Source organism: Acinetobacter sp. CY79 (genome assembly GCF_059515845.1).
Window position 1 is genome coordinate 45,440 of sequence record NZ_JCAKMY010000002.1, and the last position, 24,700, is coordinate 70,139.

General features: G+C 38.6%; 24 protein-coding genes. 18 read left to right on the plus strand and 6 right to left on the minus strand.

The window, feature by feature from the left end:
• Window positions 1-88 precede the first annotated feature (88 nt).
• From AC5YCE_RS01100 to alr, 13 genes are all read left to right on the plus strand, one after another.
• Complete coding sequence (locus AC5YCE_RS01100; protein ID WP_496126780.1) at window positions 89-868, plus strand: RDD family protein; 780 nt, start codon at window positions 89-91, stop codon at window positions 866-868.
• A gap of 290 nt (window positions 869-1,158) precedes the next feature.
• Complete coding sequence (gene cyoA / locus AC5YCE_RS01105) at window positions 1,159-2,235, plus strand: ubiquinol oxidase subunit II (RefSeq protein WP_496126779.1); 1,077 nt, start codon at window positions 1,159-1,161, stop codon at window positions 2,233-2,235.
• A gap of 3 nt (window positions 2,236-2,238) precedes the next feature.
• The gene (cyoB, locus tag AC5YCE_RS01110; protein WP_496126778.1) at window positions 2,239-4,227 is read left to right on the plus strand and encodes a cytochrome o ubiquinol oxidase subunit I; all 1,989 of its coding nucleotides are present in this window, start codon (window positions 2,239-2,241) and stop codon (window positions 4,225-4,227) included.
• 4 nt (window positions 4,228-4,231) lie between these two features.
• The gene (gene cyoC / locus AC5YCE_RS01115; RefSeq protein ID WP_496126777.1) at window positions 4,232-4,849 is read left to right on the plus strand and encodes a cytochrome o ubiquinol oxidase subunit III; all 618 of its coding nucleotides are present in this window, start codon (window positions 4,232-4,234) and stop codon (window positions 4,847-4,849) included.
• Window positions 4,846-5,178 (plus strand): cytochrome o ubiquinol oxidase subunit IV, encoded by a 333-nt coding sequence (cyoD, locus tag AC5YCE_RS01120; protein ID WP_496126800.1) that lies wholly within the window; start codon window positions 4,846-4,848, stop codon window positions 5,176-5,178. The genes cyoC and cyoD overlap by 4 nt, the downstream gene beginning before the upstream one ends.
• A 10-nt stretch (window positions 5,179-5,188) precedes the next feature.
• Window positions 5,189-6,067, plus strand: a complete 879-nt coding sequence (cyoE, locus tag AC5YCE_RS01125; protein ID WP_496170536.1) for a heme o synthase — start codon at window positions 5,189-5,191, stop codon at window positions 6,065-6,067.
• Between the two features lie 135 nt (window positions 6,068-6,202).
• Window positions 6,203-8,290, plus strand: coding sequence for a PA5441 family protein (locus AC5YCE_RS01130; RefSeq protein WP_496170538.1), 2,088 nt, complete (start codon window positions 6,203-6,205; stop codon window positions 8,288-8,290).
• Window positions 8,291-8,296: 6 nt separating this feature from the next.
• Window positions 8,297-9,043 (plus strand): DUF3142 domain-containing protein, encoded by a 747-nt coding sequence (locus AC5YCE_RS01135; protein ID WP_496170540.1) that lies wholly within the window; start codon window positions 8,297-8,299, stop codon window positions 9,041-9,043.
• A 215-nt stretch (window positions 9,044-9,258) separates the two neighbouring features.
• Window positions 9,259-9,645: a 30S ribosomal protein S6 gene (rpsF, locus tag AC5YCE_RS01140; RefSeq protein WP_035267614.1), complete on the plus strand. Its 387-nt coding sequence runs from the start codon at window positions 9,259-9,261 to the stop codon at window positions 9,643-9,645.
• A 12-nt stretch (window positions 9,646-9,657) separates the two neighbouring features.
• On the plus strand, window positions 9,658-9,885 hold the full coding sequence (gene rpsR / locus AC5YCE_RS01145; RefSeq protein WP_004648825.1) for a 30S ribosomal protein S18: 228 nt from the start codon (window positions 9,658-9,660) through the stop codon (window positions 9,883-9,885).
• Between the two features lie 9 nt (window positions 9,886-9,894).
• Window positions 9,895-10,341, plus strand: coding sequence for a 50S ribosomal protein L9 (gene rplI, locus AC5YCE_RS01150; protein WP_496126773.1), 447 nt, complete (start codon window positions 9,895-9,897; stop codon window positions 10,339-10,341).
• Window positions 10,342-10,540: 199 nt separating this feature from the next.
• A complete protein-coding gene (dnaB, locus tag AC5YCE_RS01155) occupies window positions 10,541-11,986 on the plus strand; it encodes a replicative DNA helicase (protein ID WP_496126772.1) in 1,446 nt (481 codons plus the stop codon).
• A 48-nt stretch (window positions 11,987-12,034) separates the two neighbouring features.
• Window positions 12,035-13,105, plus strand: a complete 1,071-nt coding sequence (gene alr, locus AC5YCE_RS01160) for an alanine racemase (protein WP_496170542.1) — start codon at window positions 12,035-12,037, stop codon at window positions 13,103-13,105.
• Window positions 13,106-13,142: 37 nt separating this feature from the next.
• Here the strand turns inward: alr and AC5YCE_RS01165 are convergent, their stop codons facing one another.
• From AC5YCE_RS01165 to AC5YCE_RS01185, 5 genes are all read right to left on the minus strand, one after another.
• Entirely contained in the window at window positions 13,143-13,571 is a 429-nt protein-coding gene (locus AC5YCE_RS01165; protein WP_496126770.1) for a BLUF domain-containing protein, read from the minus strand.
• A gap of 92 nt (window positions 13,572-13,663) precedes the next feature.
• A complete protein-coding gene (locus AC5YCE_RS01170) occupies window positions 13,664-14,398 on the minus strand; it encodes a proteasome-type protease (protein WP_496126769.1) in 735 nt (244 codons plus the stop codon).
• A 19-nt stretch (window positions 14,399-14,417) separates the two neighbouring features.
• Window positions 14,418-15,197, minus strand: coding sequence for a transglutaminase family protein (locus tag AC5YCE_RS01175; RefSeq protein WP_496170544.1), 780 nt, complete (start codon window positions 15,195-15,197; stop codon window positions 14,418-14,420).
• Complete coding sequence (locus tag AC5YCE_RS01180) at window positions 15,194-15,796, minus strand: alpha-E domain-containing protein (RefSeq protein ID WP_496170546.1); 603 nt, start codon at window positions 15,794-15,796, stop codon at window positions 15,194-15,196. The genes AC5YCE_RS01175 and AC5YCE_RS01180 overlap by 4 nt, the downstream gene beginning before the upstream one ends.
• 18 nt (window positions 15,797-15,814) lie before the next feature.
• Window positions 15,815-17,356 carry a circularly permuted type 2 ATP-grasp protein gene (locus tag AC5YCE_RS01185; RefSeq protein ID WP_496170548.1) on the minus strand — a complete coding sequence of 514 codons (1,542 nt, stop codon included), beginning with the start codon at window positions 17,354-17,356 and terminating at the stop codon, window positions 15,815-15,817.
• A gap of 243 nt (window positions 17,357-17,599) precedes the next feature.
• Between AC5YCE_RS01185 and AC5YCE_RS01190 the strand changes: the two genes are divergently transcribed.
• A complete protein-coding gene (locus tag AC5YCE_RS01190) occupies window positions 17,600-18,598 on the plus strand; it encodes a helix-turn-helix transcriptional regulator (RefSeq protein ID WP_496170663.1) in 999 nt (332 codons plus the stop codon).
• A 441-nt stretch (window positions 18,599-19,039) separates the two neighbouring features.
• On the opposite strand, the gene mnmG is transcribed toward AC5YCE_RS01190, so the two are convergent.
• Window positions 19,040-20,920: a tRNA uridine-5-carboxymethylaminomethyl(34) synthesis enzyme MnmG gene (gene mnmG / locus AC5YCE_RS01195; protein ID WP_496170550.1), complete on the minus strand. Its 1,881-nt coding sequence runs from the start codon at window positions 20,918-20,920 to the stop codon at window positions 19,040-19,042.
• Between the two features lie 267 nt (window positions 20,921-21,187).
• On the opposite strand from mnmG, the gene AC5YCE_RS01200 reads away from it, so the two are divergent.
• The 4 genes from AC5YCE_RS01200 (at window position 21,188) to AC5YCE_RS01215 (ending at window position 24,517) form a co-directional block, all read left to right on the plus strand.
• Window positions 21,188-21,535, plus strand: a complete 348-nt coding sequence (locus tag AC5YCE_RS01200; RefSeq protein ID WP_496170552.1) for a hypothetical protein — start codon at window positions 21,188-21,190, stop codon at window positions 21,533-21,535.
• A 167-nt stretch (window positions 21,536-21,702) separates the two neighbouring features.
• Window positions 21,703-22,593 (plus strand): bile acid:sodium symporter family protein, encoded by an 891-nt coding sequence (locus AC5YCE_RS01205; RefSeq protein ID WP_496170554.1) that lies wholly within the window; start codon window positions 21,703-21,705, stop codon window positions 22,591-22,593.
• Between the two features lie 147 nt (window positions 22,594-22,740).
• Complete coding sequence (gene prmA / locus AC5YCE_RS01210) at window positions 22,741-23,646, plus strand: 50S ribosomal protein L11 methyltransferase (RefSeq protein WP_496170556.1); 906 nt, start codon at window positions 22,741-22,743, stop codon at window positions 23,644-23,646.
• Between the two features lie 13 nt (window positions 23,647-23,659).
• Window positions 23,660-24,517, plus strand: coding sequence for a DUF3426 domain-containing protein (locus tag AC5YCE_RS01215; RefSeq protein WP_496127186.1), 858 nt, complete (start codon window positions 23,660-23,662; stop codon window positions 24,515-24,517).
• The last annotated feature ends 183 nt before the right edge of the window (window positions 24,518-24,700 follow it).

Sequence of the window (24,700 nt, forward strand, 5' to 3'; positions counted from 1 at the left end):
CAAAACGTGTTAAAAAAAGACCCATTCGTGGGTCTTTTTTGTCCCTATAATTTTTTCATTCGTATTTTGTTTTTGAGATTCTAGTTTTATGCAAATTTACTTGGCGCGAAATAATCAACAAGCAGGGCCATATACAGTTGAGCAGATCAATCAAATGCTACAGAGCCAACAAGTGTTGTTGACAGACTTGGCTTGGTATCAAGGTATGCCTGAATGGAAAGCTTTAGGTGAACTCACACAAGGCAAACTTGAGTTTCAACCGGCTGGCTATGTTCCGAATGCTCCTTTTGGAAATACGCAACCGAATCAAACGACTAACCAAAACTCCTCAATCCAAAATATCAGTGTGAACAAGAAACCAAAAAATAATGAGCTGGCATCAATCGGCTCACGTTTCTTTGCTAAAGTTCTAGATTTATTGCTGTGGATTCCAGCTCTTGCGATTCCATCTTTTTTCTTTAAAGAAGGTGACTTAACTCAATTACAAGCCATCCAACAAAAAATGCAAGCTACCCAATCCTCCGATCAAGTGGTACAACTTCAGCAAGAACTGTTTCATCTTATTCCAATCGAAGCTTGGCAAGCAATGGCAGTCTACATCGTGATTATGTTGATTGCACAAGCACTTTTACTGGCGAAAACAGGTCAAAGTTTGGGCAAAAAAGTCGCAAAAATTCAAATCGTCGATGTCGATAATGGTGAAAAAGTGAACTTAATGCGTTCATTTACCTTAAGAAGTATGATTTTCATCATTTTAAACATGCTTTTTATGCCATTCATTACGATTATTGATCATGTATTTGCATTAAGTCAAAAGCGTCAAACTTTACACGACAAATTAGCAAAAACGAAAGTCGTAAAGCGTTAAAATTACACTAAGGGATGCTTCAGCATCCTTTTTTTATATATCTGATTTTTATCAATAAAAATAATCAAAACAATGTAATCCTGACCAAAAAAATCGGGTTTAAGTCAACGAGTTAATGCCACTTTATGTATAGCTTAGTTGGATTGATTAGGGCATAATGCCCTACAACGTAGCGGTGCTTAATGATTGATAAGATTCATGCATTGAGAATATGAATTTTCAATCATGGAGCACTTTAATCGCTATCCCATAATTTATTAGGGAATGGGACTCTTCACCGAGGTTGTAAAATGAGACAAACAATTTTAGCTGTATTGTCTTTATCTGCGATCGCTACACTCTTAACAGGGTGTGGTGGTGATATGGTACTTCTAAACTCAAAAGGTCCAGTCGCTCAAGGTCAATCTGATCTGATGATGACTGCGATCTATTTAATGCTGTTGGTGGTTATTCCGTCAGCGCTTATGGCATTGTGGTTTAGTTGGAAATATCGCGCGTCAAATAAAGATGCAGACTATGAACCTACTTGGGCACACTCTACTGCGATCGAAATCGTCGTTTGGGGTATTCCCGTAATTATTATCGGTATTCTTGCATGGTTAACTTGGTGGGGTTCTCACAAGTATGACCCTTACCGTCCAATTGAAAGCGATAAAGCTCCATTAACGATTCAGGTTATTGCTGAACAGTTTAAATGGATTTTTGTTTATCCAGAACAAAACATTGCAACAGTTAACGAAGTACGTTTCCCAGAAAAAACTCCTGTTAACTTCAATCTCACTTCTAACTTTACAATGAACTCATTCTTCATTCCTCAGTTAGCGGGTCAGATTTATGCAATGGCAGGTATGCAAACTCAACTTCACATGTTGGCTGATAACCAAGGCGTTTACCGTGGTTTCTCTTCGAACTACTCAGGTTACGGCTTTACACAAATGCGCTTCCTAGCTCACTCTGTGTCTGATGCTCAATTTGCTGAATGGGTATCTGCTGTTAAAGCGGGTAACGGTACTTCTGTAAATGCTGATGCTGTACAAAAAGGTATCCTAGACAAAGTTGAATTTGCAGCCTTGCGTGATGGTAACCGTGGTAAGAAACAGATTGAAGCAATCATCGCTAAAGCATCTACGCCTGAAGAAAAGGCTGCAGCAGAAGCAATGAAGCCATATCCTACTCAGCCACACCCAGTGACTTATTACTCTTCAGTAGAACCTAAGCTGTTCGAATCAGTGATCAATAAGTATATGAGCAACTACCATGGTGCTGATCACTCAGCGACTGCTGTAGATGCAAATGCACATGATACTGCTGCTTCTGAAGTTACTGTTAATGCCGAACAACCTGCTTCTCAAGTTGTGGGGGAATAAGACATGAACTTATTAGGTAAGTTAGGTCCAGATGCAATTCCGTACGATCCTATCGTATTGGCTACAGTTGCAATGATGATCTTAGGTGGTATCGCAATTGTTGCAGGTATCACTTACTTCAAAAAATGGGGCTACTTGTGGAACGAATGGTTCACATCAGTAGACCATAAAAAAATTGGTATCATGTACCTACTCGTTTCGACAATCATGCTTGTGCGTGGTTTCGCAGATGCGATCATGATGCGTCTTCAACTGTTCCTTGCAAAAGGTGGCGGTGAAGGTTATTTACACCCTGAACATTACGATCAGATCTTTACTGCGCATGGCGTAATTATGATCTTCTTCGTTGCAATGGGTCTAGTGGTAGGCTTAATGAACATCTCTGTACCTTTACAGATTGGTGCTCGTGACGTTGCCTTCCCATTATTAAACTCTTTAAGCTTCTGGTTATTCGCTGGTGCTGCGGGTCTAATGATGGCTTCTCTAGCAATTGGTGAATTCGCTGCAACAGGTTGGATGGCTTACCCTCCACTGTCTGGTATCGAATATTCTCCAGGTGTTGGCGTCGACTACTATATTTGGGCACTTCAGATTTCTGGTCTAGGTACACTTCTTACTGGTGTTAACTTCTTTGTAACCATCATTAAAATGCGTGCGCCTGGCATGGGTCTAATGGACATGCCGATCTTTACATGGACATCTTTATGTACCTCTGTATTGATCATTGCATCATTCCCTGTATTAACTGCAACAATTGCAATGTTAACGCTTGACCGTTACTTCGGTTTCCACTTCTTTACAAACGACATGGGCGGTAGTCCAATGTTGTACGTAAACTTGATTTGGACTTGGGGTCACCCAGAAGTTTATATCTTGATCTTACCTGCTTTTGGTATTTTCTCAGAAGTCACGTCAGTGTTCTCTCGCAAAACATTGTTCGGTTACAAATCAATGGTATATGCAACTATCGCGATTACAGTTCTTGCGTTTGTTGTATGGGTTCACCATTTCTTCACGATGGGTGCAGGTGCCAACGTTAACGCGTTCTTCGGTATCATGACCATGATTATTGCGATCCCAACAGGTGTTAAAATCTTCTCATGGTTATTCACCATGTATAAGGGTCGTATTACATTCACATCACCAATGTATTGGACAGTTGGCTTCTTGGTAACTTTCGGTATCGGTGGTTTGACTGGTGTACTTATGGCGGTTCCACCTGCGGACTTCCTTGTACACAACTCTTTATTCTTGATTGCTCACTTCCATAACGTAATTATTGGTGGTGTAGTATTCGGTATGTTTGCTGGTATCACGTTCTACTGGCCGAAAATGTTCGGTTGGCAGTTAAGCGAGTTCTGGGGCAAAGCATGCTTCTGGTTCTGGTTCTTCGGTTTCTACTTTGCGTTTATGCCACTTTATATCCTTGGCTTCATGGGTATGACTCGTCGCTTAAACTCTTACGATAACCCAGAATGGGATCCGTACATTGCAATTGCACTTTTCGGTTCTGTATTGGTTGCTTGTGGTATTGCGTGTTTCATCTTGCAAATTGTTGTAGGTTACTTACAACGCGAGAAAACTTTAGATGTGACTGGCGATCCATGGGATGGTCGTACACTCGAATGGGCGACTTCGTCTCCTGCTCCGTTCTATAACTTTGCAGTACTTCCTGAAGCGAATGGTATTGACCGCTTCTGGACTGATAAAGAGAATGGCGTAGCTTATGCTCGTCCGACTAAATATGAAGACGTTCACATGCCAACAAACCGTGCTGCTGGTTTTGTTATCGCAATGTTCATCACTGTTATGGGCTTCGCGTTAATCTGGCACATTTGGTGGTTAGTTGTCGTTACTTTCATCGCTTCTGTCATCAGCTTCATCGTGTCTTCTTTCACTAAGAAAGTGGATTACTATGTTCCTGCTGCTGAAGTTGAACGTATCGAAAACGAACGTTATGCATTACTTGAAAAACACTTGAAGAAGGACTAAGGATATGGCTGAAGTACTTCATCACGACAACCACGGGCACGATGAGCATCATCACGATGATACTGACATCACTGTCTTTGGTTTCTGGACCTACTTGATGAGTGACTTGATTTTATTCGGTACACTCTTCATCGCGTTCGCTGTATTAAGCAGTCATATTCCAGCTGGCACACCAAGTGCAAAGGATCTTTTTGCAGATTCTTTAGGTTTCGTTTTAACTGAAACTTTTGCGCTTTTGATTTCTTCTGTGACTTTTGGTTTTGCAGTACTTGCTTCATACAAGAAAAATGTAGGTCAAGTATTAACTTGGCTCGGCGTTACTTTTGTATTTGGTGCAATCTTCATCGGCATGGAACTTTATGAATTTAATCATTTAGTTCACGCTGGTCACGGTCCAAGCGTAAGTGCGTTCTTATCTGCGTTCTTTACTTTAGTTGGTACGCACGGTATCCACGTAACTTCAGGTTTAGTTTGGATGATCGTTTTAATGATTCAAATCAAGAAAAATGGTTTGACTACAATTAACACGCGTCGTCTTGCTTGCCTAAGCTTATTCTGGCACTTCCTTGACATCGTATGGATCTGCGTATTTAGCGTAGTGTACTTGATGGGAGTATTATAATGAGTCATGACCATAATGCTGCTGATGCTTCACACGGTAATGTAAAACAATACACGGTTGGTTTTATCGTTTCTATTTTATTGACTGTAGTTCCTTTCTACATGGCAATGAATAGCGAAGATTTTAGCCGTGGTGCGATTGTTGCAGTTATCGGTATTACTGCCGTTGCTCAGGTACTTGTACAATTAGTTTACTTCTTGCACATGAACTCATCTGCTGAGCAACGTTGGAACGTGATTGCATTTATCTATACAATTCTAACGATTGCAGTTTTATTAGTTGGTTCTGTATGGATCATGAACTACTTACATTCAAACATGATGATCTAAACTGATCGGCATGTTTAAAAAGTATTTATTCCTGACTAAGCCAGGAATTCTCTTTGGTAACTTTGTTACCACTTTGGGTGGCTACTTTGTAGCTGCCCAAGGTTCTGTAGATTTCCTTCTCCTGCTTCTTACCCTTCTTGGTACAACACTCGTTGTTGCATCTGGATGTGTGGTTAATAACATTATTGACCAAGACATCGACCAAAATATGCAACGCACACAAAATCGTGCAATGGTTAAAAAATCCATTTCTGTTCCAGTTGCTTTTGTTTTTGCAATTGTACTTGGCATACTTGGTTTTGGCATATTATGGTTTTGGGTAAATGCGTACGCATTCTTATTTGCCGTTATTGGTTTTGTCGTATATGTTGGCTTTTATAGCTTATGGACAAAACGAACAACGATTCACCAAACGGTTGTAGGCAGTATTTCTGGTGCAGCACCACCGGTAATTGGCTATACCGCTGTAGCGAACCAATTCGATTTAGGCGCATTGTTTATCTTCTTAGGATATGCACTGTGGCAAATGCCCCATTCATGGGCAATTGCAATTTATCGCTTTGATGACTACAAAAATGCAGGTATCCCGATTCTACCTGTCGCACGCTCTATTCAGCGTACGAAAATAGAGTCACTGATCTATGTCATCTTGTTTATTGTTGCCATGAATGGTTTATTCGTATTCGGTTATACGAATTGGGTTTATCTTGTTGTATTGAATGCTTTAAGTTTTTACTGGCTTTATCTGAGCATTATTGGTTTTAAAGCCAAAGATGACCAGCTTTGGGCTAAAAAAACATTCTTATTTTCAGTCATCTTGATTACCGTGATTAGCATCTGCTTTAGTTTTACTTCTAAGGCACCTATGACACAGATTGTATTTTTTTAAAAAGATAGAGTTTTACTCTATCTTTTATTTCAGCTTTTATCACCATTCAAATTTTCAAAAACAATCTTTTCGCTATTTTTAATCTTTGATCTTATTGTTATCATTTAGCCCATAATTACAACGTTCTCAATTATAATGAAAGCTAAATCTTTATTTATTTCTAAAACACTCTTTAGCACTTTTCTTCCCTTATTTTTTTATAGTCAAAGCGCACACGCAGGATTTGAAGATGTCTGTGAGCCTGATTTTTATTTGAATGCTTCTAAATATAATAAATGTAGTAATTTACCCGTACTTGTACCAGGCAATGACAATCAAACCAATATGCTGTGGTTATTAAGTGATCTAGGTTTAGCTACGATTACCCCTGCTCCAACTAATCAAGTATTGTGGACTTCAGCCTATGCTCAAGCGCCATTCGAAGGCATTCCTACTACTGAAAACCGAATAGCCAATCAAAGAATTAAAATATCAAAGCAAGAGCAAGCTTATGATGAACGTTGCAACAGCATCATCAGTGGCAAAGACAATTTCATCCAACACGTTAATTCGAATAAAAATATTTCTGCTGCAGAAAAGCAAATTTTAATTTCTGAGCGCAATAAAATCTTAGAATGTACAAATCAATTGGCGCTAATCCCGATCAACTCAGAATGGTCTGCAACTGCAAGACAATATGCCTCTTATTTAAATGCTTCAATCTCCTTTTATAATACTAACTTTTCCACAGCGACTAAAATTTATTCAGTATTAGCACAGGTTGATGACGCATGGTTAAAAGAAACGTCACAATATATGCTGATTCGAACGCACTTAAATTCAGCTTTTGCATCTGCTACCAATGAATATGGTGATCTTGATCTAGACAAAATAGATCAGACTCTACTCAAACAATTTTTAGATCAGATTACCCAATACCTTAAAACCTATCCAAATGGACAATATGTTGCTAGCGCTCGTGGATTGATGCGACGTGGTTTTTGGTTAACAGGCAGACAAGATTTATTGGTGAATGAAATTGTTTGGCAAATCAATAATCCTAAATCTAAATACTACAATCTTGATCTCAATGAGTTACCTGCCGAAATTGATCGTCGAGTGTTCAACAGTCAATATTTCAATGTAAAAAATCTAAACGATCCATTTTTTTTAACCACTTACAATTTGATGCATATGCGTGATTCGTCTGCGAACGGATACAAGCCCATCACTTGGAATGCATTGAATGCTCAAAAAGATATTTTTAAAAATCAGCCTGAATTATTTAAATATCTGCAAGCTGTGCATTTACTCTATGTCCAAAAGCAGCCCCAAGAAGCTTTGAAATATTTACCACAATCTTCAAATTTGAATAATTATTTACAGCTGAGTCAGGTTTTTCTGAAAGGACTCATCTTAGATAAAACCAATGTTGCACAAGCTGAACAACATTGGGCAAAGATGTTGAATCAATCAAAAAATACGTATCAACGTAGCTTATTTGAAACTGCATATTCAAATCACATGAATGAAAAACAGAATGTGAATGCATTCATTGGCAATAAACCGCTGATTAGCCATGCCAATTTACAAAAACGTTTTATCTTATATAAAGCCAATGAAAAATCATTAGAAAACATTATTCAAAATAATCAAGCAACTATAGAGCAGAAGCAAGCTGCGCTCTATACCCTATTGAGCAAGTCCTTAAATTATCAAAATTATGCTTTGTTTAACCGCTATTATTCGCACCTACCCAAAGATGCTGGACTCTACAAAAGCTTTGATGCTGATAAAAAATATCAAGAAAAACCACCCTTCGCAGACTTTATTTGGAATGGTTCTAGCATTACCACTCAGCTCAAATGTTCTAATTTACAGACTTTAGCCAATCAATTAGAAAAATCTCCTCGAGATCCATTGTTAAATGTCTGCTTAGGAGAGTACACACGTCAATCTCACTATGGTTTCCCCTATCAAATGACTGCTGAAAGCGCTCAACATACTTTTCAAGGAAAATCATTTGCACGTGGAAATATTTATAAAAACATTATTCAAGCAGGTAGCCCCGGAGAATTACATGCATATGCATTGTATAGAGCCATTATGTGCTACTCACCGAGTGGTATGAATGAATGTGGTGATCAAGATGTTGCCAAACCCGTTCGTAAACAGTGGTTTGATCAAATTAAACAAAATTACCCAAATACCACGTGGGCTAAATCTTTGAAATATTATTGGTAATTTTAAATGTTTATGCAAAAAACTTGGATGTTATGCTTATTTTTCTGCTGTGGTTTATTGGCATGCCATCCAAGTCAATCTGCTTCATCTCAAGATCAGATCAATGCAGATGATTTTGATTCATTCTGGATTTGGGGAAATATAAAAACTGCCCCGTATTTAACCAAAGCAAAAGAAGTCTATATTTTACAAGGTGAAGTCAGAGTCGATAAACGTTCCAAGCAATCTATTTTGACTCCCCAAGGAATTCCCGTCGTTAAAATTCCACATCAAAAGATTTGGTTAGTTTTTCGAAATTATCACCTGAATTGGCAAGATCAAGAATTAGATAAAATCCTAAAACGGATTCATCAATGGGAAAACTCAGGCAACCAGATTATAGGTATTCAAATTGATTTTGATGCCCGAACCAAACATTTAAAAGATTATGCCCTTTTTCTTAAAAAACTCAGGGCCAAGCTACCTAGACAATATCAGCTTAGTATGACCAGTTTAATGGATTGGACCAATATCCAAGATCAACAAACACTCCAATTATTGAGAGAAAATATCGATGAAATGGTGATTCAGACCTATCAAGGCACAACGACCATTCCCAATTATCAACGCTATTTAAAGCGTATTTCCAAGCTGAAATTGCCCTATAAGATTGGTTATGTCCAACACGGTGTTTGGGATGGACATTTCCCAAATAACGATCCACTCTTTAAAGGAAATGTGATCTTCCTGCTTCAGGATACACATCGAGATTAACTATTAATTCTGAATAGAACTCAATAGTGGCCGTAAAATATCTTTAAAACTGCTATTTTATTGAACTTTAGCTTGTAATCATTACTCAATCTACCTAAAATACAGCTTCGCAATTTTTTGCGACGCAATTTTATTATCTTTTAGATAACTTTAATTGTGACTCCTTGCTTCTAACAATTATGTTAGGGGCTGCATAAAACCGTAAGGAGCTGACAATGCGTCACTACGAAATCGTAATTCTGGTACACCCAGACCAAAGCGATCAAGTTGTGGGAATGGTAGAACGCTACATTTCTCACATCAAAGATGCTGAAGGTCAAATTCACCGTCTTGAAGATTGGGGCCGTCGCCAATTGGCTTACCCAATTAACAAAATTCACAAAGCGCATTACATTTTAATGAACGTTGAATGTAACCAAACTACGCTTAACGAATTAGAAGAATTATTCCGTTACAACGATGCTATTCTTCGTAACGTTATTATTCGTCGTGAAAACGCAATCACTGAAGAGTCTTTATTGGCTAAGAGTGCTGAAGAAAAACGTGCGCGTAAAGCTCAACGTGAAGAAGCACAACAAGCTCAAGACTCTGCTGAAGCATAAGGAGAACATTCAATGGCACGTTTTTACCGTCGTCGCAAGTTCTGCCGCTTTACAGCTGAGAAAGTTGCTTACATCGACTACAAAGATATCGATACTTTAAAACAGTACATTACTGAAAACGGCAAAATTGTTCCTAGCCGTATTACAGGTACTAAAGCTCGTTACCAACGTCAATTAGCGCTTGCGATTAAACAAGCTCGCTACTTGTCTTTGATTCCTTACACTGACAATCATAAGTGAGGTTGAGCTGTGGATATTATCTTATTACAACGCATTAAAAACCTAGGTAAACTAGGCGATAAAGTTTCAGTAAAAGCTGGCTATGGTCGTAACTTCCTTATCCCTCAGGGTATGGCTGTTGCAGCTACAGAATCTAATACTGCTGCTTTTGAAGCTCGTCGTGCAGAACTTGAGAAAGCTGAAGCTGATGTTTTAGCTGCAGCTCAAGCACGTGCTGATCAATTGGACGAAGTTAACATCGTAATCACTGCGAAAGCTGGTGATGAAGGTAAACTATTCGGTTCAATCGGTACTCGTGATATCGCTGACGCGTTAACAAACGCTGGTCTAGAAGTTGACCGTGCAGAAGTTCGTTTACCGAACGGTGCACTTCGTCACACTGGCGAATTCAACATCGCAATCCAATTGCACCATGATGTTGTTGCTGAAGTTCTCGTTACGATCGTATCTGAGTAATTTCTTGCAAAAAAAAGAGCATGCTTTTGCATGCTCTTTTTTTATCTCTAAAATTTGTGATTTGCGCAATTGAATTTTTTAGATTTAAGCTCAATCCATGATTGATAATTCAGTTATCCATACCAAGTTTATGACTTTTCTATTAAGATAAGCCATATTCAATTTAGTTTAATCGTTATATTAAAAATCAAGGGTTTATATGTCTCAGGCGACCGCCACTGCAAATTCAAAAAAATTTAATGATGATTCGAAAAAGAATGAGTCAAGTCCATTAAAAGAATTTCGTACGCCTCCACATAATTTATCTATTGAGCAAGCCGTACTCGCTGCCCTCATGACAGTCGCCGAATCATTTGAACAAGTCAGTGATGTACTGACTGAAAATGATTTCTACGCAACGCGTCACAAATATATTTATCGCGCAATTGAAAGACTCGCTCAAGAAAGCTCGCCTTATGATGCTGTTTTGGTCAATGACTGGCTCATTAAACAGAACTTGCTCGATGCCATCGGCGGTGAAGAATATTTGATGCAATTGATGGCGGACTCCCCTGCCAGTTTCTACAACTTAGAAACTTATGCGACCAAAATTCGTGAATTTGCTACGCTACGAAATATGATTAAAGTCGGTAATGAGATTTTACAGAATGCTTATGACACCAAAGGTCGTGAAGTCAGTGAAATCTTAGATATGGCTGAAACCAATATCTTCTCCATTGCAGAACAACATAATAATAATGCAAAAGCCCAAGGCCCTAAGACAATCAGTAGCGTCACAGCTGACTTAATTACTAAACTGGATGAACTTTCCCAAATGGAAGGTAGCATTACAGGTTTAAGCACAGGCTTTGTAGAGCTGGATAACAAAACTTCAGGTATGCAAGCAGGCGACATGATCATTGTTGCTGCACGTCCTTCTATGGGTAAAACAACACTGGCGATGAACTTGGTTGAAAGTGTGTTGTTTAACTCAAATTTACCTGCACTTGTATTTTCCATGGAGATGCCAGCAGATTCGATTGCCATGCGTATGATTTCATCTTGGGGACGTGTTCACCAAGGTCATTTACGCTCAGGTAAAATGGATGGCGAGGAATGGTCTAAGGTGACTGGCACCATCCTACAACTACAAGAAAAGCATCTTTATATTGATGACTCATCAGCACTCCCGCCGACAGAAATGCGTGCCCGTGCAAGACGGATTGCCAAACAGCATGGTGGAAAACTGGGCTGTATTATGGTCGACTACCTTCAGTTGATGAAAGTCCCTGGCATGGGTGACAACCGTGTGGGTGAGATTGGTGAAATTTCACGAAGCTTAAAAGCATTAGCCAAAGAAATGCAGTGTCCTGTGATCGCACTATCTCAGCTTAACCGTTCTCTTGAGAATCGCCCAAACAAACGTCCAGTGATGTCGGATTTACGTGAATCGGGTGCGATCGAGCAGGATGCCGATTTGATTATGTTTATTTACCGTGATGAGGTTTATAACAAAGAATCCAAAGAGGCTGGTACGGCTGAAATTATTATTGGTAAACAGCGTAATGGTCCAATTGGTACTGTACGCCTTGCATTTGAAGGTCAGTACACTAAATTCAGTAATCTCTCTCCAGAATACTATGCTCAATATGACGATGAAGAGTAACCCTCTTCATCTTCGTCTTTTCCTAAAAACCCTGAAGGAGTCACTCAGGTGCGCCAAGCAACAGTTTATATTGACAGTCAAGCACTTCAATATAATTTAAACCGTGTCAAACAACTTGCCCCTACCGCTAAAATCGTCAGCATGGTCAAAGCCAATGCTTACGGACATGGAGTTAAAGACTGCTTAGCAGCCTTAAGTGAAACAGATGCCTTTGGTGTCGCCTGTTTAGAAGAAGCATTAGAAATTCGTGAGTTGGGTTATCAACAACCGATCACGTTGATTGAAGGCGTTTTTTCAGCAGATGAAATGCCGATCATTATCGAAAAAAATATTGAATGTGTCGTACATCATACACCGCAAGTTGAATGGCTGATTCGTCATAAAGTTCAATACATTCAAAAAGAACTTAAAGTCTGGGTAAAACTCAACAGTGGTATGAATCGCTTAGGTTTTAAAATTGATGCGATTAAAGATGTAATCAATCAACTGAAAGCTGAAGGATTTACATGCGTATTGGCGATGCATTTTGCCAATGCAGATGCCGATCATCCCTTAAATGATGAACAAATTCGTCAATTCTTAAAAATTAAAAATGACTGTGCCCCAATATTAGCATCGTGTTGTAACTCTGCTGCTATCTATAAATATCCTGAGCTTCACTTTGATTTTGTCCGTCCAGGCATCATGCTTTACGGCGCAACACCATTTGCAAATCGCAATATTCACGATCTTGATTTAAAACCAGTGATGACCTTTAGCGCTGAAATCATTGCACTGAATGATATTCAAGCTGGCGAAGCTGTCGGATATGGTTCACACTTTGTCGCAGATGAAGCAATGCAACTCGCCATTGTTTCCATTGGTTATGGTGATGGATATCCACGTGCCTTTCCAAAACAAAACTATGTAGCGATTGATGGACAACTCACACGTGTTATTGGTCGTGTTGCTATGGATATGATTGCCATTGATGTAACGAATCTGAAAACTGAAATTGGTACGACAGTTGAACTTTGGGGTGCGACGCGATTAGTGGATGATGTTGCTGAAGCCAATGGAACCATTGGCTATGAATTACTGTGTCGATTGAGTCAGCGACCTAAAAGAATAAAAATCTAAGTCATACAAAAAAATCCAAGCATTGCTTGGATTTTTTTTAATTGTCTACAAGTTCAACCGACGCTGTATTGACCATGAAAAAAATCAGATCATCAACATGATTTTGTTGAAAAAAATGTGGTTTAAAACCATCAAAACCTAGAGACTGACAAAATTGATGAATCTGGTGATTTCTAGAAATATATTTCATAGACCAATCTGGGAATAATCTCTGTTCTAAAGATTTAATTGCAAATAGTTTGATATTGTCATGCCTTGAATCATTATTTAATTTATTTAACAGCAGATTCAGGATTTCTAACTCACCTTCTAAGTACTGAAAAAAATAGCCATTGGCATAATACAAAACACCTGATATCTGGTGCTTATAATTAAAATCACGAGCTTCACTGAGTATTATCGTCAGATTTTTCAGCAAGCTTTTTTTATCAGATGTACTTTCACTTGCATAACAGAACTGATGCATGATGAACTCTTATTCTTATCCGTAGAATTTGAGATTAACATGCAATCATTAGTAAAGGTATGAAACATGAGAATTTTTAATACACAATCATCTTAATGAAAGTAATCATCAGTCGGTGCTGGAAGTTCTTGCAAACCTTGTTTTAAGGTTTCAGACCATCGCTTACTAATATGGGTAAAGTAAGCATCTTCTTCATAGATACGCTTACCCGCTGGCATAATCAGAGAACCTTTTTGATAAATCACGGCATCCAAAGGCATACCAACCGAAACATTAGACCTTAAAGTCGAAGCGAATGAGATTAACCCACAGCGCAGCCCATCTGACAAACCTGTCTCGTAAGAAAGTGCACGATCTAAAATAGGTTTTCCATATTTACTTTCCCCAATCTGAAAGAAAGGCGTATCACTGGTTGCACTAATAAAGTTACCCTGAGGATAGATATTATAAAGTTGAATATCTTCACCTAAAATTTGCCCACCGACCAATAAACTACAGTAATAATTACTTTGTTCTTGCTGATCCACTGTCACTTCTGCGATCACACGTCTGACCGTATGACCCACCAATTCAGCCATTTCGAACATGGTATTTACACTGTACAAGTTGGGTTCTTGCTTAAGATCTAATTGATTTTTTAAATGTCCAATCACGGCTTGAGTCGTTGCGAGATTTCCAGACGTTTGAATCGTGATAAATCTTTCTCCCTGAATTCCAAAAGTATATAACTTGCGGAAGACAGAAATATGATCAACCCCAGCATTGGTTCTTGTATCACTAATAAATACCAAACCATCTTTTAAACGCATCGCACAACAGTATGTCATTACTTTTCCTTTATTTTTTCTAACAAGGTAGTACTTGCACAATTGTACTCATGCTTTCAATACCCCCTTTTTCGCGCACCCCTCTAATAGGTGCAACATCCCAATAATCACGACCAATTGCAATATAAATATGTGAACTCGGTGTATATTTTTGATTACTCACATCAAAAGTATGCCATTTACCATCTACAAATGCCTCTGCCCATGCATGACTTGCCAAATGAATGGACTCAGGAACATAAAGATAACCTGATGCATAGCGAGCAGGAATACCCAATGCTCGACACATCGCGATAAAGACATGACTGTGATCTTGGCAAACCCCTTGTTGATGGTGAAATGCCTCAAGTGCTGTCGTCGTTACCTGAGTGCTATAACTGATATAAGGCATATATTGCAATAGGGCCTCAGACAATCGAACTAAATTTTGATGATTCGTATAGGGTACATAGCTTCGAGCGAATTGAATCATTTGATCATCACAGACCGTACTCGGCGTCATCTGCAAAAATATACTGGGTCTTAAACCAATCTCAATCGCCTGAGCATAATCTTGCTGAATATCGATCGTTCCTTGAGCCATGATCGTCATCGTTTGATAACTGAATCGCTGTGAACTGGTTAACCAGACATTTTGAAAGGCATCTAATTGTTGTTGCACTAAACCCGGCACACTGATCCCCCAAGATAACACCTGCTGATGTGTATTATTTTGCGGTGTCATTTTAATGTATTGAATACTGTTTTTAGCTTGCTCAGTATAGACATAGTGGGTTTGATGATTAATCATCACTTTCATGCATCCACCTCAAATAAACATTGAACTTGGTCATTTAATTGATAAAAGCTGTGCGCATTACGTTGATGCAATAAATGTTGCCATGCTTCATCAATACTATCCCAACCCTTTGCTTTCAACATTTCAATCAAAGCACTGAGTGATTGAATCGTTTGATCAATACTTTCGTTTAAGCGTATTTGGCGATCCAGATTTTCAAACAGTTGTCCCATACTGAAAAATAGGAAAATATCTTCATTTTCAGACTCAAGCACATCGCTACATTCATCAACAACCGTGCAAATAAGCCCTGCATTGAATTTTGCTGTATCAATCATGTGTTTCAATTCACAATAAGCATCAATTGAAAGTACACCGCGCAGGTCTTGAATATTATTGATCACCAATTGGAATTGCTGGTAGAACGATGCAGGCTGTTCTGGACTCATCACCAATTCATTCAGTGAACTTGCATTAAATGCTGGAAGGCAAAATGCATGTGCATAGGCTAAAGCTTGTTCATCATTTTGAAATGGGAATTGACCGCATAAATCTTGAATACGAGCAAGGTAACGGCCGACCCAATAAATATTTTGTGCATTACTGTTTAGAATAATCATGTCCTTGTCCTGATTTCATTAGGAATGAGGTGTGTCAACGACCCATGTATCTTTAATGCCACCACCTTGTGAAGAGTTCACCACCAGCGATCCTTGTTGCATCGCTACACGTGTCAAACCACCAGGCACAATTTCAGTTCTATACGGCGAACTTAAAACGAAAGGTCGTAAGTCAATATGTCTTTCCGCAATACCAAAATCGGTCATGGTCGGTGCAACGGAAAGTGCTAACGTGGGCTGAGCAATATAATGATGTGGGTTGGCTAGCAACTTGATTCGGAAAGTATCAATCTCTTGCGAGGTCGACTGAGGTCCAATCAACATGCCATAACCACCTGAACCTTGCGCCTCTTTAACCACCAATTGATCTAAGTTTCGATTGACATAGTCCAAGGCATCGGGATCGCGACACTGATACGTCGGTACATTTTTTAAAATCGCCTGTTCGCCCAAGTAATATTTGATCATCTGATCTACATAAGGATAGATCGATTTGTCATCAGCTACACCTGTACCTGGTGCGTTCGCAATGACGACATTATGGTGTAAATAGGCAGACATTAGGCCCGGAACACCTAGAGTACTCGTCGGCATAAAGAATAAGGGATCTAAGTAAACATCATCTAAACGTCTATAAATAACATTGACTTGCTGTTTCCCCCAAACCGTTTTGACATAAACCTTGCAGTTTTCAACAAAAAGGTCACTTCCTGTTACCAAAGGTACATCCATTTCCCTTGCTAAAAAGCAATGTTCATAAAATGCACTGTTATAACGCCCCGGGGTCAGCACGACAATAAAAGGCTGATCCACGTATGCATTTTCAATCAGAATTTCTTTTAGTAGTTGCGGATATTGTTCAATGCCCATCAAATTACTTTTTTGACAAAGTTCAGGCATTAATTTTTCACTGATCTTACGGCTTTCTAACATATAAGAAACACCAGACGGTGTTCTTAAATTATCTTCCAGAACAAAGAAATCTCCTCGTTTATCTCGAACAATATCAATACCGCTGATTTGGCTATAAATTTTCCCTTTCAATGTGTGATTACACATTAATGGTTGATATGCTTCATGCGTAAGCACTGGGAGCTCTGGAATAATACCGTCTTTCAAAATGTCTTGATGATGATAAATATCATGTAAAAAATGGTTTAATGCTTGCACCCTTTGCGCGCAACCCTGCTCTATTTTTGTCCATTGTTGTTTAGCAATCACACGCGGAATTAAATCATACGGAATAATTCGATCGGTGCCTTCTTGATCATCGTAAACAGTAAAAGTGATACCTTGATGTATAAAATGCTCTTTGGCTTTTAAGTTTAATGCTTTGAGCTCATCCAGACTTCGCTCACATAGCCATGATTCAATCTTTTTAGATGATTCACCTGAAATACTCGCATCATCCAACATTTCATTAAAAAATTCTGATTTTAAATGGTCGAATAAATAAGCTGTACTGTTATGTTCTACTTCGATTTTTACTGATTTTTCAAACGCAACTTGCGTCTTTGTTGTAAAACCATTCGAAGTTGTATCTTTATCCTCTTTAAGCATACAGACCTCATCATTATTTTAAATTATTATCTCTATTCAATTCATTAAGTCATTAAGTCATTAAGCAAATTGAGTGCCAAACAAACAAAACATTGGCTTATCTCTATTAATTACTGATCTAGAAGATCCATTCAATGTGTTTATTGATTTAAGTTGTTTCTAAATATAGAAAATTGAGGCTTGATAATCTGACTCAGTTTTCTTATTGTGTCAGAGTAAATTTAAAGTCATTGTTAATATTAGATTATGTCATCACAAGAAAAAGAAACCTCAAATAGCCTGTATCGACAATGGCAAATTCTCTCTCGACTTTCGACTGGAAAGTGGATGGGAACACGTGAACTTCAAGAAACCCTTGAGCGTGAAGGTATCGAAATTAGCTTGCGTACCATTCAACGAGACTTAAATCAAATTTCTCAGCGCTTTCCTATTGAAAGTAATAAAACCGTACCACAAGGCTGGCGTTGGCGCTCAGATGCGCCTATCCAAAGCTTACCACATATGACCAGCTCTCAAGCTGTGACATTTATGATGGTTGAAGAACATTTAAAACATTTACTCCCACCCAGCCTAATCGAAGAAATGAACCCTTGGTTTGACTTGGCTCGTCGTAGCCTTTCAACTCAAAATAACGTTCGCCAGTGGATTAACCGTGTTCGTATTGTCCCTGCCAATCAACCCCTGATTCCGCCTGTGGTTGAAAAATATGCACAGCAAGCGATTTATGAAGGCTTATTGCAAGATAAGCAAATTGAATGTGTCTATCGCGCTCGTGGTCCATTGGGTGAAGATCGTAGTTATATTCTGAATCCGCTTGCTTTAGTTCAGAAGGGTTCGATTATTTATCTCATTTGTACTCGTCATGATAAAACTGAAGTTCAAACCTTTGCACTTCATCGTTTTAAATCTGCTTCTGTACTTGATACACGTGCCCTCCACCCTGTGAATTTTGATATTGATGCTTATATTGATTCAGGTGCTTTAGGCTTCCGTGTTGATTTTGATAAACCGACTGAGCATGTTGAGCTTGAATTGATCATGAATGAAGCCGATGCATTATATTTTTCCGAAAGCCAGCTCAGTAGAGAGCAAACCATTACGCAAATTTCAGATGATTTGTACAAAGTCAGTGCCAGTGTTCCCTTTACTTCTCAATTGGTGTGGTGGCTAAGAAGCTTTGGTAAGAAAATTATTCGTATTGAACCGCTCAATGTCTTCAATGCAGTACATGAAATTGAATAATCACATTTACTTTATGTTTTTATTCTAAAAATCCGCATAAAAAAAGAGCCTAATTCGGCTCTATCTAAAATTTTTAGGATGGTTATCTAAAATCAAAATCTTTTTATATGGTTAGGATTTACAACAGTGTTTAACCCCGGCATCTGTTGTAGATGATTGATCTTTAGATTGATGCATAAATGAATATTTAGCATTGCATCATACAGCATGCAAGTTCATAGCCATTATAGCGAATCGCTTTTTTAGTCATGATGCTTACCTCTCGTTGTTGGTGTAAAAATAAAGTAGCATCGTAAATCCAGTATGAAAAATAATTAAAACAGCTTAACTAATCTTTAATTTTGGTATGAAAGACTAAAAATTGAAAAAGCCTGCAATTTGCAGGCTTTTGTTTAACTGTTATTTTATAACTAAAGAATTTACAACTGTAGAATTTACAACTTAAGCAGACTTTTTCGTCTGAGCATTCTTACGAATTGTAATCATGACCAATTGAACTGCAGCAGGTGTCACGCCTGGAATACGACTTGCTTGAGCAAGTGTTTCAGGGCGAACATCTTTAAGCTTCAAAGTAATCTCACGAGACAAACCAGAGACAATATCGTAGTCAAAATCAGCTGGAATCTTGGTATCTTCCAAACGCTTCATTTGAGCAACATCTTCATGCTGACGGTTAATATAACCTGCATATTTCACTGCAATTTCAATTTGCTCACCGACAAATGGCGTTACTTCAGAATCTGTCAATTCTGCGATTTGAGCAAAGTTGATATTTGGGCGTTTCAATAGATCAATTGCAGAACATTCTTTAGAAAGATCAGCACCTGTCATTTCTACAAACTTTTTACCCATTGGGTTGTTGGGTGCAGCCCATAGATGTTGTAAACGACCAGTTTCGCGCTCGACTGCTTCCATTTTTTCACAATAAGACGCCCAACGCGTATCATCTACCAAGCCAAGTTCACGACCGATTGCTGTTAAACGCTGATCCGCATTGTCTTCACGAAGCATTAAACGATATTCGGCACGTGATGTGAACATACGGTACGGTTCTTTGGTACCCAACGTGATTAAATCGTCAACCAATACCCCCATATACGCTTCATCACGTTTCGGTGTCCATTGCTCTTGATCCCATGCACGACGTGCAGCATTCAAGCCGGCAAGTAGACCTTGCGCACCCGCTTCTTCATAACCTGTTGTACCGTTAATCTGACCAGCAAAGTACAAATTATTAATGGCTTTAGTTTCCAAAGAGAATTTCAACGCTTGTGGGTTGAAGTAATCATACTCAATCGCATAACCTGGACGAAGAATGTGTGCATTCTCCATACCTTTCATTGAACGCACTAATTCAAACTGAACGTCAAATGGAAGCGATGTTGAAATACCATTTGGATAAAGCTCATGCGTATCTAAACCTTCAGGCTCAAGGAATACCTGATGAGAGTCTTTATCGGCAAAACGGTGAATTTTATCTTCAATCGATGGGCAGTAACGTGGACCTACACCCTCAATCACACCGGTATACATCGGTGAACGGTCTAAACCACCACGAATGATGTCATGTGTTTTTTCATTGGTATGCGTGATATAGCAATTTACTTGTTCAGGATGCATTGAAGCATCACCCATGAATGACATTACAGGAGATGGAAAATCACCCGGCTGAGCTGTCATCACAGAGAAATCAACGGAACGCGCATCAATACGAGGTGGCGTACCCGTTTTTAAACGACCTACAGGAAGATTCAACTCACGTAAACGATGAGCTAATGAAATTGAAGGTGGATCACCTGCACGACCACCGCTCGATTTTTCGAGTCCTACGTGAATCACACCGCCCAAGAATGTTCCTGCTGTCAGTACTACAGTTTTCGCATCAAAGCGAATTCCCATTTGAGTGACTACACCTTTAACGGTATCGCCTTCAACGATTAAATCATCAGCAGCTTGCTGAAAAATGTCTAAATTTGCTTGGTTTTCTAAAGTCTCACGAATCGCAGCTTTAAAACGTACACGGTCAGCCTGCGCACGCGTCGCACGTACCGCAGCACCTTTACGTGAGTTTAGAATACGGAACTGAATACCACCTTTATCGGCAGCCAGTGCCATTGCACCGCCCAAAGCATCAATTTCACGGACTAAATGCGATTTACCAATACCACCAATCGCGGGATTACAGCTCATCTGCCCTAGAGTCTCAATGTTATGAGTAAGGAGCAATGTCTGTCGTCCCATACGTGCTGCAGCCAAAGCCGCTTCCGTACCTGCGTGACCGCCACCGATAACAATGACATCGTAAACTTTAGGATAATGCATAGTGGTATTTAGGAGATAAAAATAATGACTGGAAATTATAGCAAATTTTAAAACACAAGAGGCACATTCTCTTGCATTAATTCGCAACCGACGATTACAGTTGATTTAAAAGATTTCATGATTGGTAAAGGTATTTCAACTCAAAATAGGAATGTTCCATTCATGATTAGATACATGTAAAAATGAATTATTTACATCATTACCATGTCATTGTATTGCTTATTTTTATAGCATATTAAAAGTTAACTCAGCACAAGGATAGACGATATGAATTTCAAAAAAATATTCATGCCTTTATGTATCTGCATGGCGATGACGACCACTGGTTTTGCAAATGATAAGGTTGAAAACACCTATAACGCCAAACAGTATCAAAATGTCTGTAAAGGAAAAACTGAAGGTGCCGAAGTGAGTTTTCCATATAAAGGAATCATTTGGAATGGCACCTGTCAAACGCAATTTTTTCCAAGTAATGCAACAGGTTTAAAAGGGACTGAGGAGCCGTTAATTTCGAGCTGTAAAACGGATGCTGATGTTAAATCGATTAATATTGAAGGAAAAGACTATAAAGGAAAATGCGCGCTAGGTTATGCACCACCGATGCCCAAGACTTAATCGGTCGTTCCAAATAAACCCTAGTCACAACTCATGTCACTTAAAGCAATCATTTCTAACGATTTGATTGCTTTTTTTTGATTTAGAAGCTAAAACTGAAGCTCAATAATATTCGAATATTAGATCGAATTCCTAAATTAAAACAATAATCTATTCAGGACGAATATATGGATAATGGATTAATCACAATTTTTTTGCCACTTGCACTTGCCATTGTCATGGCAGGATTAGGCTTAGAACTCACACTCAAAGATTTCGCTCGTGTTTCCAAACACCCTAAAGCCGTGTTGATTGCACTGTTTTCACAATTGGTGATTTTGGTTGCAATCGCTTTTCTAATTTGCAAGGTGTTGAATTTGCCACCACTTTTGGCAGTGGGTCTGATTTTATTGGCAGCATCACCAGGTGGAGCAACAGCCAATCTGTTTAGTTATTTATTCCGTGGAGATGTGGCTTTAAATATTACATTAACTGCGATTAATGCCATTATCGCCGCTGTGACGCTTCCACTGATTGTTAACTTTGCGATTCATCATTTTATTCAAGACTCCACGCAAATTGGTTTACAATTCAGTAAAATTTTACAAGTTTTTGCGATTATTTTAATTCCTGTCAGTATCGGTATGTTGGTGCGACGTTATGCACCGAATATTGCTGATAAATTAGAAAAACCTGTTCGTATTTTTGCGGTGCTGTTTTTAGTTCTGATTGTAATCGGCGCAATTTACTCCGAACGTGCAAATATGATGAATTATATCGGTCAAGTCGGTCTTGCAACGGCTTTATTCTGCTTCGCTAGCTTATGTGTGGGTTATTTCTTACCACGATTCTTTGGCATTCCAAGCTTTCAAGCACGAGCATGCGCATTCGAGATCGGGATTCATAACAGTACACTTTCCATGACCATTGCTCTTACAATTTTACATAGCACCCCGATTGCCATGCCTGCTGCGATTTATTCAATCTTTATGTACATTTTCGCCATGATCTTTGGTTTTTTGTTGAATCGCTTTGCACCGATCACGCAAAAGCAAGCTGAGATAAATGCACAAACTTAGATTTTATAAATTTCAACCATACATATTAAAAGGGTATTCAAAAGAATGCCCTTTATCTATTTCACTCAGCATGAAAGCTAAATCCCGACACACCTCTGTCGAATAAGTTACAATACGCCATCCAATATATTTTTAGGTTTTAATACTGTGAAGTGGTTACAAATTCATATTACTGTTGAAAAGTTACAAGTCGAATTCACCGAGACGCTTTTAGAATCGCTTGGTGCTGTGAGCGTGACTTTAGATGATGCTGAAAATCAAGATTTACTTGAACCACTTCCAGGTGAGACACCGCTTTGGAATAAAGTCATTGTAACGGGCATCTATGCTCAGGAAGATGATGAACAGATTGATGTTGTAGCGCTTGAGACCTTTATCCGTACTCAACTTCCAACTGAACCGATGCGTAGTGAGTTCATGGAAGATCAAGAATGGGAACGTACATGGATGGATGCCTACGAACCGATTCAAATTGGTGAAAAATATTGGATTGTTCCTGAATGGATGGAAGCGCCTGAAGCAGATGCTGTGAATATTAAACTTGATCCAGGTCTAGCATTTGGTACAGGTAATCACGCATCTACATTTCTTTGCTTACAATGGTTAGGCAAAACGGATGTGAAAGACAAAATTGTGATTGATTATGGTTGTGGTTCAGGCATTTTAGGTGTAGCTGCTCTGTTGCTGGGTGCTAAAAAAGTCTATGCTACAGATATTGATCCACAAGCCGTTTTAGCCACACAACAAAATGCAGATTTAAATGGTGTACTGGATAAACTTTATGTGGGTCTGCAAGAAGAGTTTAATCAAGAGCTTGGTGATCAAAAAGCGGATGTCTTTGTTGCGAACATTTTAGCAGGCCCTCTTATGGCACTTGCGGCTGACTTCTCAACATTGATTAAATCTGGGGGTGAGTTCGCACTTGCAGGTGTGATTGAAGAGCAAGTTGATGATGTTTCTCGTGTTTATTCTGAATATTTTGATATATTAGATGTAGAAAAACGAGACGGCCATTGGTGCCGAATTTCCGGTAAACGCCATCAATTCAATTAACTCATTTTATACTATGACTGAAAAACAAACCCGCTGCCCAAATTGTCATACCGTTTATAAGGTCTCCGTGACTCAATTAACGATTTCGCAGGGTATGGTTTGTTGTCCAAAATGTTCTGCTCAATTCAATGCATTGGTTCATTTGGTTAAAATAGACAATGATGACGCTGATCTAATGCTCAGTTCAGAGCATTCTCCTTACTCTCAAAAATTAGATTTTGAAGAATATGCATCGGAGACTCATGTACTGGACATTTTCGAGCGCAAAATCGAAGGATCCAATATTAACCTCAGGACTTACCTGAATAATTTAAATACCTTTAATAAAGACCCGATTACCAACTACCCTTCGCTAAATCTTTCTTCACAGCACAATATTGCCTCTCAAGATCCACAAGCACACAGCACGCTGTATTATCTGATTTGGACCTTTGCCAATTTCATTTTGGCACTTTTACTCATATTTCAAATTTTGTGGTTTAACCCGAATTTTTTAGATCGTCATCCATTCATCAATTCAGCATTTATTGCAACCTGTCATGCTTTCAACTGTGAAACGATTGATGAACGCTACATGCAGATCAAAATGAGTCATATCGCCTTGGTAGATGCAAACGACCAGTCGACTCTATTTAAAGGTCAATTGATCAATCAATATCAAAAAGGCTTAGCACTGCCTTTGATTAAAGTCACTTTAATCAAAGATGACAAAATTGTGCTTAAACAGATAAAAACACCTTCTGAATATTTAATCAAAAGTTTAAATGGAATTACACGGATTCCCACAAAAAGCCCATATCGTTTCGAATTTAGCGTAAATAAACCTAAAAATTCCTTTGATCGATATAAATTAGAAGTGATACGTCCTTAAAACTAAAAAAAAACATAAAAAAGTGAAAAAAAATGTAGTTTTCTTGCTCACTTTTTCTAAGACAATGGTATGATACGCGCCACGAAAGCTATGCCATAGCAACTTCTCGCAATTTTTCAAAAAAATACTTCTCACTATTGTGCTTAATTTAAATATTTTGCGCATGGAGTTTTTTCTTTTTTT